The sequence below is a fragment of the Sphingomonas sp. genome, assembly GCF_965227385.1.
In the GTDB taxonomy this organism is placed as follows: Bacteria; Pseudomonadota; Alphaproteobacteria; order Sphingomonadales; family Sphingomonadaceae; genus Sphingomonas.
Map to the genome: position 1 here is coordinate 289,991 of NZ_OZ245750.1, position 15,023 is coordinate 305,013.

13 protein-coding genes are annotated in these 15,023 nt (G+C 68.2%); 10 read left to right on the forward strand and 3 right to left on the reverse strand.

The genetic code is table 11. The annotated features are described in order from the left end of the window. Positions 1 to 105 precede the first annotated feature (105 nt). The 7 genes from ACO05N_RS01340 to ACO05N_RS01370 all read left to right on the forward strand — a co-directional run bounded on the left by ACO05N_RS01340 (position 106) and on the right by ACO05N_RS01370 (position 9,360). Positions 106 to 1,494, forward strand: a complete 1,389-nt coding sequence (locus ACO05N_RS01340) for a TIGR03013 family XrtA/PEP-CTERM system glycosyltransferase (protein WP_422055409.1) — start codon at positions 106 to 108, stop codon at positions 1,492 to 1,494. Positions 1,495 to 1,498: 4 nt separating this feature from the next. Continuing rightward, positions 1,499 to 3,535, forward strand: a complete 2,037-nt coding sequence (gene prsK, locus ACO05N_RS01345) for an XrtA/PEP-CTERM system histidine kinase PrsK (protein ID WP_422055410.1) — start codon at positions 1,499 to 1,501, stop codon at positions 3,533 to 3,535. Next, on the forward strand, positions 3,532 to 4,893 hold the full coding sequence (gene prsR / locus ACO05N_RS01350; protein WP_422055411.1) for a PEP-CTERM-box response regulator transcription factor: 1,362 nt from the start codon (positions 3,532 to 3,534) through the stop codon (positions 4,891 to 4,893). The genes prsK and prsR overlap by 4 nt, the downstream gene beginning before the upstream one ends. Continuing rightward, entirely contained in the window at positions 4,877 to 6,991 is a 2,115-nt protein-coding gene (locus tag ACO05N_RS01355) for a tetratricopeptide repeat protein (protein ID WP_422055412.1), read from the forward strand. The genes prsR and ACO05N_RS01355 overlap by 17 nt, the downstream gene beginning before the upstream one ends. Before the next feature lie 144 nt (positions 6,992 to 7,135). Then, positions 7,136 to 7,945 carry an ATP-binding protein gene (locus ACO05N_RS01360; protein ID WP_422055413.1) on the forward strand — a complete coding sequence of 270 codons (810 nt, stop codon included), beginning with the start codon at positions 7,136 to 7,138 and terminating at the stop codon, positions 7,943 to 7,945. After that, positions 7,942 to 8,430 (forward strand): hypothetical protein, encoded by a 489-nt coding sequence (locus ACO05N_RS01365; protein ID WP_422055414.1) that lies wholly within the window; start codon positions 7,942 to 7,944, stop codon positions 8,428 to 8,430. Before ACO05N_RS01360 ends, ACO05N_RS01365 begins: the two co-directional genes overlap by 4 nt. Before the next feature lie 42 nt (positions 8,431 to 8,472). After that, positions 8,473 to 9,360, forward strand: coding sequence for a diacylglycerol/lipid kinase family protein (locus ACO05N_RS01370; RefSeq protein ID WP_422055415.1), 888 nt, complete (start codon positions 8,473 to 8,475; stop codon positions 9,358 to 9,360). A 4-nt stretch (positions 9,361 to 9,364) separates the two neighbouring features. Here the strand turns inward: ACO05N_RS01370 and ACO05N_RS01375 are convergent, their stop codons facing one another. Beyond that, the gene (locus tag ACO05N_RS01375) at positions 9,365 to 11,143 is read right to left on the reverse strand and encodes an ABC-F family ATP-binding cassette domain-containing protein (RefSeq protein ID WP_422055416.1); all 1,779 of its coding nucleotides are present in this window, start codon (positions 11,141 to 11,143) and stop codon (positions 9,365 to 9,367) included. Between the two features lie 123 nt (positions 11,144 to 11,266). On the opposite strand from ACO05N_RS01375, the gene ACO05N_RS01380 reads away from it, so the two are divergent. The 3 genes from ACO05N_RS01380 (at position 11,267) to ACO05N_RS01390 (ending at position 13,731) form a co-directional block, all read left to right on the forward strand. Then, a complete protein-coding gene (locus ACO05N_RS01380) occupies positions 11,267 to 11,578 on the forward strand; it encodes a hypothetical protein (protein WP_422055417.1) in 312 nt (103 codons plus the stop codon). Positions 11,579 to 11,603: 25 nt separating this feature from the next. After that, complete coding sequence (locus ACO05N_RS01385; protein ID WP_422055418.1) at positions 11,604 to 12,278, forward strand: response regulator transcription factor; 675 nt, start codon at positions 11,604 to 11,606, stop codon at positions 12,276 to 12,278. Between the two features lie 76 nt (positions 12,279 to 12,354). Next, a complete protein-coding gene (locus ACO05N_RS01390; protein WP_422058679.1) occupies positions 12,355 to 13,731 on the forward strand; it encodes an ATP-binding protein in 1,377 nt (458 codons plus the stop codon). On the opposite strand, the gene ACO05N_RS01395 is transcribed toward ACO05N_RS01390, so the two are convergent. Both ACO05N_RS01395 and ACO05N_RS01400 read right to left on the reverse strand, forming a co-directional pair. Then, positions 13,728 to 13,907 (reverse strand): hypothetical protein, encoded by a 180-nt coding sequence (locus tag ACO05N_RS01395; protein ID WP_422055419.1) that lies wholly within the window; start codon positions 13,905 to 13,907, stop codon positions 13,728 to 13,730. The genes ACO05N_RS01390 and ACO05N_RS01395 overlap by 4 nt on opposite strands. 60 nt (positions 13,908 to 13,967) lie before the next feature. After that, on the reverse strand, positions 13,968 to 14,963 hold the full coding sequence (locus ACO05N_RS01400; protein WP_422055420.1) for an LLM class flavin-dependent oxidoreductase: 996 nt from the start codon (positions 14,961 to 14,963) through the stop codon (positions 13,968 to 13,970). Positions 14,964 to 15,023 lie beyond the last annotated feature (60 nt).

The following is a 15,023-nucleotide window of genomic DNA, read 5'->3' on the forward strand; positions in this document are numbered from 1 at the left end:
TTATCTGGCGCGCAGTTTCCGCCGTTCAGCATTTCTTCGTCAATTTCACCGACATGGGGGCCAGTGTCGGATTTGTTTACACGCGCGCTTTAGGGTTGAGCCATCATGATCCGCCTGTTCAAACACTATATCCCGAACGCGGTGCTGCTGCTGGCGCTGTTCGACATCGTGCTGCTGTTCGCCGCGGCCGAGTTCGGCTGGATCTATCGCGCACATCAGATCGGGATGGCGGTCGAACCGATCGTGACCCGCATCCCCCAGATGCTCAGCTTCGTGGCCAGCCTCGAACTCGCGATGATCGCCGTGGGAGTCTATGGCGCGGACTCGCTCCAGTCGAACCGCGTTGCGACCGCGCGACTGCTGGTTGCCGTGTCGCTCGGCACGATCTTCCTGTCGGTGATCTTCTTCCTGGTCCCGGCGCTCACCTTCTGGCGCTCGAACCTGCTCTACGCGATGCTTGCATCGTTCGTCGCACTGTTCGCGCTGCGCATCCTGCTCGGCAAGACGCTGGGCAGTCAGGTGTTCAAGCGTCGCGTCGTCGTGCTCGGCGCCGGCCCGCGCGCGGAACGGCTCAAAGTCCTGTCCAAGAAACCCGGATCGGGCTTCGTCGTCGTCGGCTATGTCTCGATGAGCGAGGCGAACCGCGTGATCCCGGAGGCGATCGCGCGCGACGCGATCTACAACCTCGCCGACCATGTCGTGCTGCTCAACGCGAGCGAAGTGGTGCTGGCGCTCGAAGAACGCCGCAACGCGCTCCCGCTCAAGGATCTGCTGCGGATCAAGACCACCGGCGTGCACGTCAACGAGATCTCGACCTTCCTCGAGCGCGAAACCGGCCGCGTCGACCTGCAATCGGTCAACCCCAGCTGGCTGATCTTCTCCGACGGATTCTCCTCCGGTCGGATGTTGTCGAGCATGTTCAAGCGCCTGTTCGACATCGCCGCCAGCCTGATACTGCTGGCACTCACGCTGCCGGTGATCCTGCTCGGCGCGCTCGCGGTGAAGCTGGAGAGCAAGGGCCCCGCCTTCTACCGCCAGCGCCGCGTCGGCCTGTACGGTCAGGGTTTCGACATCATCAAGCTGCGCTCGATGCGGCAGGATGCCGAAGTCGCGGGCAAGGCCGTCTGGGCCGAAAAGGACGACCCGCGCATCACCCGCGTCGGCAGCTTCATCCGCAAGGTGCGGATCGACGAGCTGCCGCAATGCTGGAGCGTGCTGAAGGGCGAGATGAGCTTCGTCGGCCCGCGCCCCGAACGCCCGCAATTCGTCGAGGATCTGGAACAGCAGCTGCCCTATTATGCCGAGCGCCACATGGTGAAGCCCGGCATCACCGGCTGGGCGCAGATCAACTATCCCTATGGCGCGTCGATCGAGGACAGCCGGCAGAAGCTGGAATATGACCTCTATTACGCGAAGAACTATTCGCCCTTCCTCGACCTGCTGATCCTGCTCCAGACATTGCGCGTGGTCCTGTTCCCGGACGGGGCGCGGTAATTCGATGCTCGCGACGCTGATCCTCTGGGGCCATGCGCTTGCCGCCCTGTTGTTCGGCGCGATGGGGCTATGGGCGCTGCGCAGCGACCCGGCGGCGATGCCGCGCCTCCCGCTCGTCGCGGCGCTGGGCGTCACCGCGCTCTGGGCGCTCGCAGTTGCCGGGATCGGCGAGAGCGACCTCGTCACCCAGATCGCCGCCGGCGCGCGCAACCTCGCCTGGTTTGGCTTCATGGTCGCGCTCTACCGCAGCGGTGCGATCGAGCGTCCACCTGCCGCCATCGGCACCGTTTTCGGGGTCGTCGCGGTCGTGATCCTGATGGCCGCGACGCTGGACATCTTCACCAGCGCTGCGGGCGATCTGCCCCGCCCGATGCTCGACGCTGCCCTGCTGCTCAAGATGCTCGCGACCGTCGCGGCACTGCTGCTGGTCCAGGGTCTGCACAGCGCGCTTGCCCCGCGTCAGAGCCATGCGGTGCGCCCCGTGATCCTCGCGCTCGGCGCGATGTGGCTGGTCGACATCAACCTGCTCGCCGTCGCCTGGCTGGTCGAGCGCTGGCCGCTCCAGCTGATCGCAGTGCGCGGCTTTGCCATGGCAATCATCGCCATGGCCATCGCCGCCGGGCTGCAACAGCGCGGCGACCGGCCCGTGCAGATGTCGCGTACCGTCATCTACCAGGCGCTGACCCTGATCGCGATCGGCGTCTATGTCGCGCTGCTCGCCGCCGCCACCAGCGCGCTCGCCGCGATCGGCGGACCCAATGCGCGCCTGCTCCAGACCGCCTTCGTGTTCGGGTCCACCGCCGCGATCCTCACGCTGATCTCAAGCTCGTGGCTGCGCGCGTGGACCAAGGTGAAACTCGCCAAGCATTTCTTCCGCCACCGCTACGACTATCGCGCCGAATGGATGCGCTTCACCGGAACGCTGGGCGAGCCCGACGGGGCGGCAACGCTCGACGAACGCATCGTCAAGGCGCTCGCCGACCTCACCGACTCCCCCGCCGGCGTATTGCTGCTGCCCCAGGGCAACAGCTTCACCGTCGGTGCCGGCTGGAACATCGCGCGCGCCGACCTGCCCGCTGCCTACGGCGAGAGCTGGCAGCGCGACCGCGTCGATCCGGCGCTGGTGGTCGAGCTCGACACCGGCGCGGGCGCCGATGCGGTGCCGCCATCGATTCGCGCCTGGGCCCAGGCATGGGTGGTAGTGCCGCTGCCGCACCAGCAGAAGCTGGCCGGGGTGATCGTCCTTGCCCGCCCGCCGGTACCGCGCGCACTCGATTGGGAGGACTTCGACCTGCTCAAGGCCGCAGGTCGTCAGGTCGCCAGCCATATCGCCGAGGAACGCGCGCAGGAGGCGCTGGCCGAAGCCGAACGGTTCGACGAGTTCAACCGCCGCTTCGCCTTCATCATGCACGACATCAAGAATCTGGTGAGCCAGCTCACCCTGGTCGCGCGCAATGCCGAACGCCATGCCGACAATCCCGCATTCCGCGCCGACATGGTCGCGACGCTGCAGGATTCGGCCGGCCGCATGAATGACCTGCTCGCGCGCCTGTCCCAGCATCATCGCGCCCGCAACGAACCGCCGGTCGCCATGCCGCTGGTCCCGCTGCTCCGCCGCATCGCGCGCAGCCGCGAAGCGACCCATCCGGTCGAGGTGGTGAGCAAGGGCGACCCGATCGCGATCGCCGACCCCGCCCGCCTCGAAACCCTGCTCGGCCACCTCGTTCAGAATGCCATCGACGCCAGCGCGCCCGAAGCGCGGGTGACCCTCGCAATCGTGGAACTGGGCGATGCGGTCGCGATCGACGTGATCGACCGCGGCTGCGGCATGTCGCCCGCCTTCATCCGCGACAAGCTGTTCCGCCCCTTCGTCTCGTCCAAATCCGGCGGCTTCGGCATCGGCGCGTTCGAAGCGCGCAAGCTGGCCGAGGAAATGGGCGGACGGCTCGACGTCTCCAGCGCGGAGGGGCGTGGCAGCCGCTTCCGCGTCGCCCTGCGCGCAGCCCGCGCCGACACCAACGCCCTCGGAAACGCCGCATGACCGACAAGCCCGCCCCGCTCCCCAAATTGCTGATCGTGGAGGACGATCCCGGCCTGCAGCGGCAGCTGCGCTGGGCCTATGAGGGCTATCAGATCCTGCCCGCGAGCGACCGTGAAGGCGCCATCGCCCTCCTCCGCGCCGAGGAGCCGGCGGTGGTCACGCTCGATCTCGGCCTCCCGCCCGATCCCGATGGGACCAGTGAGGGGTTCGCGGTGCTCGAAGCCATTCTGGCACTCAAGCCCGATACCAAGGTGATCGTCGCCTCGGGCCATGGCGCGCATGAATCGATGCTGCGCGCCATCGCGATGGGCGCGTGGGACTTTTACCAGAAGCCGATCGACATCGACGCGCTCGGCCTGATCGTCGCGCGCGCCTTTCACGTCCATGCGCTCGAAGCCGAAAACCGCCGCCTTGCCGCGCGCGCCGAGAGCGGCAACGCGCTCGGCGGCATCATCACCAGCGCGCCGGAGATGCTCAAGGTCACCCGCACGATCGAGCGCGTCGCTCCCGCCGATGTCTCGGTCATGCTGCTCGGCGCGAGCGGCACCGGGAAGGAACTGCTCGCGCGCGGCCTGCACGAAGCGAGCGGGCGCAAGGGCGCGTTCGTCGCGATCAACTGCGCCGCCATCCCCGAAACCCTGCTCGAATCCGAGCTGTTCGGCCATGAAAAGGGCGCGTTCACCGGCGCGGTCAAAACGACCGAAGGCAAGATCGAACAGGCACAGGGCGGCACCCTGTTCCTCGACGAGATCGGCGACGTGCCGCTCCCGCTCCAGGTCAAACTGCTCCGCTTCCTGCAGGAACGCGTGATCGAGCGGATCGGCGGGCGCAAGCCGATCCGCGTCGACACCCGCGTCGTCTGCGCCACCCATCAGGACGTGGATGCGATGGTCGCCGCGAACAGCTTCCGCGAAGACCTCTACTATCGCCTCGCCGAGATCGTCGTGCGCATCCCCAGCCTGGCCGAACGCCCCGGCGACGCCGGGCTGCTCGCGCGCCATCTGCTGCACAAACATGCCAGCGCGATGAAGCTGCCCGCCAAGAGCTTCGCCCCCGACGCGCTCGACGCGATCGACGCGTGGCACTGGCCGGGCAATGTCCGCGAACTGGAAAACCGCGTGAAGCGCGCCACGATCATGGCCGATGGCAAGCTCGTCACCGCCGCCGATCTCGACCTCGCGCCCGCGGAAGACCCCGAGCCGATCAACCTCAAGGCGATCCGCGAAGCCGCCGACCGCCGCGCCATCGCCAACGCACTGGCGCGGGCGGAGGGCAATATCTCCGGCACCGCGCGCCTGCTCGGGATCAGCCGCCCCACCCTCTATGACCTGATGAAGGCCTATGACCTCCAGCCCTGAACCCCGCCGCCGCCGTCGCCGTTCGGGCGAAGCACGCGCCCGGCGCGGCGTCACGCTGCGCCGCCTCATCGTGTTCGGCCTGTGCCTCGGCGCGTTCGCGGTCGCGCTCTTCGCGTTCAAATCGGTCATCACCGATCGGCCCGATCCCGCCGCCGCGCGCGCGGCGCTGGCGCGCAGCGAAGCCTATCTCAAGGCCAGCAACGCCTCGGCCGCGCGCAGCCAGGCGTTCAGCGCGGTCCGCGCCGACCCGGCATGGGGCGAGGCGCATCTCGCACTCGCCCGCGCGAACCTCGCGCTCGACGAAGGCGTCGCCGCCGAAGCCGCGCTCCGCCGCGCGCTCGACAGCGGCATCGCCCCGGCGCGTACCCATGCGCTGATGGCGCACGCGATCCTGCTGCAGGGCGATCCCCGCCGCGCGCTGGTCGAAAGCCGCAAGGCGCCCCAGGCCGACCGTCTCTATGCGTTGCGCGTCCAGACCCGCGCCTATGTCGCGGGCGGCAACCTCGCCGCCGCGCAGGAGGCGGCCACCGCCGCCGTCACCCTCGCCCCGCAAAGCGCCGACGCCTGGACCGAACTCGGCCGCTTCCGCTTCAACGCCGGCGACGTGGTCGGCGCGATCGAGGCGAGCTCGAAGGCGGTCGATCTCGACAAGGGCAATACCGACGCGCTGCTGCTGCGCGGCGAGCTGGTCCGCACCCAGTACGGCCTGGTCGCGGCGCTCCCCTGGTTTGACCGGGCGTTGCAGCGCGATCCCTATCGCCACGCCACGCTGATCCAGTACGCCGCGACGCTCGGCGATGCCGGTCAGACGCGCGCGATGCTCGACCTCACGCGCCGCGCGATGGAGGTCCGCCCGCGTAGCCCGCAGGCGCTCTACCTTCAGGCCGTGCTCGCCGCGCGCGCGCAGCGCTTCGACCTCGCCCGCCAGCTGCTGACCCGCGCCGGCGGCGGCGTGGGCCAGCTGCCTGGCGGCCTCCTGCTCGGTGGCGCGCTCGACCTCGAAGAGGGCGCCTATGCCCGCGCGATCGAGAAGCTGCGCACCCTGATCACGCTGCAGCCGATGAACATTAATGCGCGCAAGCTGCTCGCCACCGCTTTGCTTCGCTCAGACGCGTCGAAGAACGGCATCGACGTCCTCCGCCCGGTCGTCGCGCGCGGCGACGCCGACACCTATGCGCTGACGCTCGTCGCGCGCGGCTATGAACGCATCGGCGAGCGCGCCGAGGCGGCACGCTATTTCGACCGCGCTGCCCTTCCCGTGCGCGACAATCCCGACTGGTTCAGCTCGGACGATTCGCTCCCGATCCTCGCCGCCGCAGCGGGCAAGGCGGGCGGCGACGATCCCAAGACGCTGATCCCGCTGCTGCGTGGCCTGATCGAAAATGGCCGCGGCGGCGAAGCGCTCGCCCGCGCGCAGGCTGTGGCTCAGCGCAACCCCGGCGCGCCCGCATCGGCCAGTCTGGTCGGCGACGTGCTGATGCTGCTCAAGCGCCCCGGCGACGCCGTCGCGTGGTACAAGACCGCTGCCGGCATCCGCTTCGACGAGCCGGCGATGCTCCGGCTGGTCGAAGCACTCGACCGCTCGGGCCAGCGCCAGACGGCATCGACCACGCTCGCGCTGTTCCTGTCGCAAAACCCGTTCAACCTGTCCGCGCTGCGCCTCTCGGCGCACTGGCAGGCGGCGGCGGGCGATTTCGACGCGGCGATCGATTCGCTGGAGGCAATCCGCCTGCGCATCGGCAATCGCGACGCTGCTTTGCTGGCCGAACTCGCCTTCGCCTATGCCGGAGCCGGCGAGCCCGACCGCGCCGCGCGCTATGCCGAAGCGGCCTATCTGATCGCGCCCAGCAACCCGGCGGTTGCCGGCGCGATGGGCTGGGCGCTGGCACAGGGTGGCGATCAGGCGGGCGGGATCGAGCTGCTGCGCAAGGCCGTAACTCTCGCCCCGCGCCACCCGATGCTGCGCTGGCAACTCGCCCAGGCCTATGCCGATGCCGGCCGCAAGGACGAGGCTGTGACCGAGACCCGCGCCGCACTCGCCACCCCCGGCTTCACCGACAAGGGCGCCGCAGAGGCGCTGCTGGCGAAACTGGCGTAACCCGCCTCTCTTCGTTGTCCCGGGCTTGACCCGGGACCGGGCTTTCTTGCTCTGGACAGCGCGCAAGGAAGCCCGGTCCCGGCTCAGGGCCGGGACGACGGGGTAGCTTGCCAACCCCCGCCCCACCCCCTAGCCCTCGGGCCGATGACCGACCCGCTGGACCGCATCGCCGCCGCGCTTGAACGGCTCGCGCCGCCCCCGCCGCCCGCGCCCGACCTGACCGCGCACCCCGCCTATGTCTGGCATCAGGGGTATCTCCAGCCCGCCCGCGCCTTCGCCCCGCTCCCGCTGTCCGAACTGGTCGGGATCGACGCCCAGAAAGCGACGTTGGTCGAAAATGTCCGCCGCCTTGCCGCCGGTCTTCCCGCGCATGACGCCTTGCTATGGGGCGCGCGCGGTACCGGCAAATCGGCGCTGAGTAAGGCCGCGGTCGCCGCCGTTCAGGCCGAAGGCGGAGCCGTCGCGCTGGTCGAGGCACAGGCCGATGCGCTCGACACGCTCCCCACCCTGTTCACACAGCTTGCCGACGCCCCGCGCGCCTTCGTCATCTTCCTCGACGATCTCGGCTTCGACGCAGCCTCGGACGGACGCGCGCTGCGCTCGCTGCTCGAAGGCGGAGCAGAGGCCCGCCCGGCCAATGCCCGCCTGTTCGTGACCTCCAACCGCCGCCACCTGATCCCCCGCAACCTCGAGGAACAGGCGAGCGCGATCAACCCGCGCGACAGCATCGACGACAGCCTTGCGCTCGCCGACCGCTTTGGGCTCAGCCTTGGCTTCCACGCGATCGATCAGGACACCTATGTCGCGATCGTCCAGACCTATGCCGCGGACCACGGCCTGCCCTTCGACGCGGCGGAGGCGATCAACTGGGCAGCCCGGCGCGGCAGCCGCTCGGGCCGCGTCGCGTGGCAATATGTCGTCGATCTCGCCGGACGGCACGGCAAGCGGCTGTGAGGGGGCAGCTCGCGATCCAGCATGTCCATATCCATTGGGACAAGGCGGCGCGCGGCATGCCCTGGTCGGGCGTGCGCAACGCGCTGCCCCGCGAAGTCCCGTTCGACCCGCCGCACGCAAGCGAGCAGGGCTGGTACCAGCGGATCGACTATCAGGCGCGCGACCGCTTCGTGCCCGTCACCAGCTATGGCGCATTGGGCGAGATCGAGGAATGGCGCGTCCCGCTCGCCACGCGGATGGAGGGCAGCGATCATCTCTGGCTGCGCTTCAACGTCGCCAATCACACCCCATATCGCCCGAATCTCGACCAGTGGATCGTGCGCCTGCCCTTCGGCCAGCGGGTCACGTTGCGCTGCAACTCCAAATCGGATGGCGACCATGACCGCTGGTATTTCGAAGATGTCGTCCATGTCGGCTGGGCCGACACCGCCACGCTCGACCTCCCCGTCTTTCGCGAAATCGACGAACGTGCACTGCTTTACTGATCGGGCGATGGACCTTCGCCGCGCCTGCGGGGTTGGGGCGCCATGACTCTTCCCGTCCCGCGCGAAGCCGTGCTGATCGTCAATGCCAAGTCGCGGCGCGGCGAAGCGCTGTTCGAGTCTGCGCGCGAAAAGATCGAAGCGGCTGGCATCCGCCTGATCGCCGCGCATCCGGTGAAGAACCCCGACCTGCTCGACGACACCGTTCGCGACGCGATCCGCAGCGGCGCGCCCATGGTGATCGTCGGCGGCGGCGACGGATCGCTGTCGGGCGTCGTCGACGATGTTGTCGGCAAGGATGTCGTATTCGCCGTCCTCCCCCTCGGCACCGCCAACAGCTTCGCGCGCACGCTCGGCATCCCGCTCGACCTCGACGGCGCGATCCAGACGATCGCTGCCGGCAAGCGCCGCCGCGTCGATCTCGGCATGATCGATGGCGACTATTTCGCGAACGCCGCCGCGATGGGCCTGTCGCCGATGATTGGAAAGACGGTGCCGCACAATCTCAAGAAATATGCGGGACGTGTCGGCTATCTCGCCTGGGCGCTGTGGTGCTTCGCCCGCTTCCGCCCATTCCGCGTAACCGTCACCGACGCGCGCGGCCCGCACCGCATGTGGGCGAGCGAGGTCCGCATCCTCAATGGCAAGTTCCACGGCGGCGTGGTGATGAGCGACGAGGCCTGTGTCGAAAGCGGCGAGATGATGATTCAGGTCGTGACCGGCCGCAATCGGTGGCGGCTGGCCTGGGACTGGTATCTGCGCTTCTTCCGCCTGCGCGGCCGCGAGAAGCTGGTGGAGGAATTTCGCGGGACCGAACTGAAGCTCGACGCCCGCCCCCGCCGCAGCATCTCGATCGACGGCGAAGTGCTCGCACGCGTGCCGGTGACCGTGCGCGTCGCCGAACGCGCCATCGACGTGGTGGTGCCGGCTTAAAGCCTCATCCCAACCCCTCGGCCATCTCCGCCAGCTCCAGCCAGCGCAATTCCGCCGCGTCCTTTTCGTCGCGCGCCTTGGCGATCGCCGCCATCAGCGTGTCGAACTTTTTCGGGTTCTTCGCGTACAGGTCCGGATCGGCCAGCGCCGCCTCGTCGCGCGCAATCGAAGCGTCCAGTTCCTCGATCCGCTTGGGCAGCAGATCGTAGTCGCGCTGGTCCTTGTAACTCAGCTTGGTCCGCGCCTTGGGCGTTTCCGCGACCGGCGCGGCCTTGGCCGTCACCTTCTTCGCCTCGGTCCGCACCTTGCGCTTGGCTTCCCAGTCGGCATAGCCCCCGACTACCATGTCGACCGTCCCCGAGCCGTCGAGCCCGATCGTCATCGTCACGGTGCGGTCGAGAAAGTCGCGGTCGTGGCTGACGATCAGCACCGTGCCGTCATAATCGGCGATTACTTCCTGCAACAGGTCGAGCGTTTCGAGGTCGAGGTCGTTGGTCGGCTCGTCCAGCACCATCAGGTTCGACGGCCGCGCAAATTCGCGCGCGAGCAACAGGCGTGACCGCTCGCCCCCCGACAACGTCCCCACTTTCGCCTCGACCATTTCCGGCGCGAACAGGAACTCCTTCAGATAGCCATGGATATGCTTGCGCACACCCAGCACATCGACCCACTCACCGCCATCGGCGACGACTTCGCGCACTGTCTTGTCCGGCTGCATCCGGCTGCGCTGCTGGTCGATGATCACCGGATCGATCGTCCTTGCCTGCGTCACCGTCCCGCTGTCGGGCTCGATCTCGCCGGTCAGCAGCTTGAGCAAGGTGGATTTGCCCGCGCCATTCTTGCCGACGATGCCGATCCGGTCCTTGCGCGTGATGCGCAGGGTCAGGTCGCGGATGATCGTGCGGTCGCCATAGGCTTTGCTGGCACCCTTGGCGTCGATCACCACCTTGGTCTTCGAATCGTCCGCCGCCGTGGTCAGGTTCGCCGCGCCCTGTGGCCCGGTCATCGCCGCGCGCTCGGCCCGCATCTCCAGCAGCTTGGTCAGCCGCCCCTGATTGCGCCGCCGCCGCCCGGTGACCCCGCGTTGCAGCCAATGCTCCTCCAGCTTCAGCCGCGCGTCGAGCTTCTCCGCCGCGCGCTGCTCCTCGGCATAGACCTGATCGGTCCACGCCTCGAACCCGCCAAAGCCAACCTCCGCCCGCCGCATCGCGCCGCGGTCGAGCCACAAGGTCTGCCGCGTCAGCCGCGTCAGGAAAGTACGGTCATGGCTGATCACCACGAACGCGCCGCGATAGCGGGTCAGCCATTCCTCCAGCCATTCGATCGCATGGATGTCGAGATGGTTGGTCGGCTCGTCGAGCAGCAGCACATCGGGGTCCATCGCCAGCGCGCGCGCAATCGCCGCGCGTCGCCGCTCGCCGCCCGACGCGGTCGCCGCCTCGCGCGTCAGGTCGATGCCCAGCTGGTCGGCAATCGCCTCCGCCTCGTGCCGCGCGGGCGCATCGTCGCCCGACAGGACATAGTCCATCAGCGTGACGCAGCCCGCCATGCGCGGCTCCTGCTCCAGCATCACGACGCGGGTACCCGGCTGGATCGTCCGTCGCCCCTCGTCGGCGTCGACCTGGCCCGCGATCAGCTTGAGCAACGTTGTCTTGCCCGCGCCGTTGCGGCCGATCAGCGCCAGCCGATCGCGCGCACCGATATGGATGTCGAGTTCGCGGAACAGCCAGCCGGATCCCTGGATCAGGCCAAGCTTTTCATAGGAGAGGACAGGGGCAGCCATGGCCGGGGCAGGTAGGGCCGCGCACGCCATCGGGCAAGCATTGTCGGGCGGCCCGTTCCTGACAGCCACCTTTCCGCCGCATTCACGGGCTGTTCAACGCGGCGGGGCTATGCCATCCCCGTCATGAAGATGTTTGGTGTCCTTTGTCTCGGCGCGTATCTCGCCGCCGCCGTCCCGGTTCACGCCGCGCCCCAGGATCGGCGCAGCGACCAGGAGGCTGCGCGTGAGGGCCGCCTGCAGGGCCGTCTGCTTCCGCTCCGCGCGATCGAGGCGCGGGTGGTGCCGCAGATGGAGCGCCAGGGCGCCCGCTATCTCGGCTTCGACTTCGATTCGGGAACCGGCATTTACACGCTGAAGTTCCTGCGCAATGGAAATGTCATCTGGATCGATGTCGACGGCCGCACCGGACAGGTGATGAGCCGGTCGGGCGGATGACCCGGCGCCAAAGAGGGAAACACCGATGCGCGTTCTGATCGTCGAGGACGAACCCAATCTCCGCAACCAGCTTCAGTCCACGCTCGAGGGCGCGGGCTATGCGGTCGACACCGCGAGCGATGGCGAGGAAGGCCATTTCCTCGGCTCGACCGAAGCTTATGACGCGATCGTCCTCGACCTCGGCCTGCCCGAGATCGACGGCCTGACCGTGCTCGACCGCTGGCGCAAGGAGGGCAAGACCACCCCGGTGCTCGTGCTCACCGCGCGCGACAGCTGGTCGGACAAGGTCGCCGGACTTGACGCGGGCGCCGACGACTATGTTGCCAAGCCCTTTCAGTCCGAAGAGCTGATCGCCCGCCTGCGCGCACTGATCCGCCGCGCATCGGGCAATGCCAGTGCCGAACTGATCGCGGGCGACATCCGCCTCGACACGCGCAGCGGCAAGGTGACCAAGGCCGGCGAGCCGGTGAAGCTGACCGCGCAGGAATACAAGCTCCTGTCCTATCTGCTCCATCACAAGGGCAAGGTCGTCAGCCGTACCGAACTGATCGAACATATCTACGACCAGGATTTCGACCGCGATTCGAACACGATCGAGGTGTTCGTGACCCGCATCCGCAAGAAATTGGGCGCGGACGTCATCACCACGATCCGTGGCCTTGGCTACAGCCTTGAGGAACCGGCGGAGGCCGGTGCCTGAGCTCCCGTTTGGCCTGACGCTGTCGCGCTCCCTCCCGTTCGTGCATCGCACGCCGGCCGGGGACGTGGCGGCGCCGGTGGAAACGCGTCCGGGCGACCCCGCCCCGCGCAGCTACACGCCCAGCACCGGATCGCTCAGCCGCCGCATGATCCTGATCGCGGCGGCGTGGATCACGCTGCTGCTCGCGGGTGGCGGCTTTGCGCTGGATCGCGTGCTGACCAGCGCGGTCACGCGCAATTTCGACGAGGGGCTGGAATATATCCTGACCTCGCTGATCGTCTCGGCCGAGCTCGATCCCGACGGCAATGTCGCGTTCAACCGTCAGCTTTCGGACCAGCGCTTTCTCGAACCCTATTCAGGCCTCTACTGGCAGGTGTCCGGCCCGGGGCACGAGCCGTTTCCGTCGCGCTCGCTATGGGATCGCCGTCTCGACACGGGGATGACGCACAACGATCTCGAACTGCACACCTATAATTCAGAGCAGCTCGACCAGCGGCTGCGCGTCGTCGAACGCGACGTGCGTCTGCCCGGATCGCCCGTGCGCTGGCGGTTTCAGGTCGCCCAGACGCGCGATGTGCTCGACGCGCAGATCGAGGCGCTGCGCAAGACACTGGTGCGCAGCTTCGTGCTGCTCGCCGCCGGCCTGATCGCGATGGCCGCGCTGCAGACCTGGTACGGCCTGCTCCCGCTGCGCAAGCTGCGCATCGCCATCCAGAAATTGCGGACCGGCGAAACCCCGCGGATCGACGGCGCAATGCCCGCCGAAGTCGCGCCTTTGGTGGAGGAGCTCAACGGCCTCGTCGCGCATAACGACCGCCAGGCCGAGGAAGCACGGCGTCACGCCGGCAATCTCGCCCATGCGCTCAAGACGCCGCTCACCGTCATCATGAACGCCGCGACCGCAGAGGCCGACGACCTGCCCGCCACCGTGGTGCGGGAGGCGCGGACGATGCGCCGACAGGTCGACCACCACCTCGCCCGCGCCCGCGCGGTCGGTCGGCGCGGCAGCGCGCACAGCCGCGCACCCGTCTGGCCCAGCGTCGAATCGGTCGAGCGCGCGGTTGCCCGCCTCTACCCCCATGTCCGCATCGACACCGACGGCTCCAAGGATCTGATCGCGCATATCGAGCGTCAGGACCTCGACGAGATCATGGGCAATCTGGTCGAAAACGCCGCCAAATATGGCGGGGGCAGCGTGTTCGTGACCGTGCGGATTGAGGCGGGCTTCGTCGAAATCCTGGTCGAGGACGACGGCACCGGCATTCCGGAAGCCGACCGTATCCGCATCTTCGACCGCGGCGTGCGGCTCGACACCGGCAAGCCCGGCACCGGTCTCGGCCTCGCCATCGTCCGCGACGTCGCGGAGATTTACGACGGCACCGTCACGCTGGAGGAAAGCGAAGATCTCGGTGGGCTGATGGTTCGCCTGCGGCTGCCGGCGGCGACCGCCTAACCCATCACCCCAACGAACCGCCACCGCCCCGTCACGGGACTCAGCACCAGATCGCATCCGCAATCGCGGCACTGGGTCTCGAACTCGCCCCGGCCGGGGCGGTCGCGGCGGCGCGGGCGGTGGATGCCGAGATGGCACCGGACGCCGGGACGCGCGGAAGGGGTTGACGCGGTCATCGTCAGTCTCCTGTTCCGGCCCCTGTCGATCGCCGTCCTGACCATCAATTCAGGCGGGATTCAGGCGGCGAGGTGGCGCATCGCGGCGGCGGCAATCGACACGCTCTTCCGGCGTGCCGCGGGGTCGAAGATCGAACTGGTCAGCATCACCTCATCCACGCCGGTCCGCGCGATAAAGCCCTTCAACCCCGCCCGGATCGCGTCCGGCCCGCCGATCGCGGTGCACTCCAGAACATGGTCGAGCATCGCACGCGCCTGGAGCGGCAGACTGTCGCGATAGCCCGGCACGGGCGGTGGAAGCGGCACGCCCGTCCCAGTCGTGCGCAAGGCAACGAACGCCTGCTGCATCGAGCTGGCGAGCAGTTCCGCCTCGGCATCGTCATCCGCCGCAAACACGTTGAACCCCGCCATGGCGTAGGGTTTGTCGAGCACGGCCGAGGGGCGGAACTGGCGACGATACACGTCCATCGCTTCGTCCAGCGCCCCCGGCGCGAAGTGCGACGCGAACGCATAGGGCAGCCCCAATGCAGCAGCCAGCTGCGCACCGTACAGGCTCGATCCGAGGATCCACAGCTCCGGCTTGGCACCGCCCCCCGGCACCGCGCGGATACCGGTCTGCCCATCATCGGCGAAATAGCTTTGCAGCTCCATCACATCGCGCGGGAATCCGTCCGGGCTGCTCTCCAGCGTCCGCCGGAGCGCCCGCGCGACGGTCATGTCGCTCCCCGGCGCACGCCCCAGCCCCAGGTCGATCCGCCCCGGAAACAGTGCGTCGAGCGTGCCGAACTGCTCGGCAATCACCAGTGGCGCATGGTTGGGCAACATGATCCCGCCCGCGCCGATGCGAATGGTCGATGTCGCCGCACCGACATGCGCGATGACCACCGCCGTCGCCGCGCTGGCGATTCCCGCCATGCCGTGATGCTCCGCCACCCAGTAACGCGAAAACCCTTCGGCCTCGGCATGCCGCGCCAGATCGGCGGCATTGGCAAAGGACTGGCTGGCGGTCCCGCCCTGTAGGATCGGGACGAGGTCGAGCAGGGAATAGGCTGTCATAGCCGGAAGATGGGAAGGCCAGTTGCGTTTTGCTACTCAAGATGGAGTTGGGGCGCACCA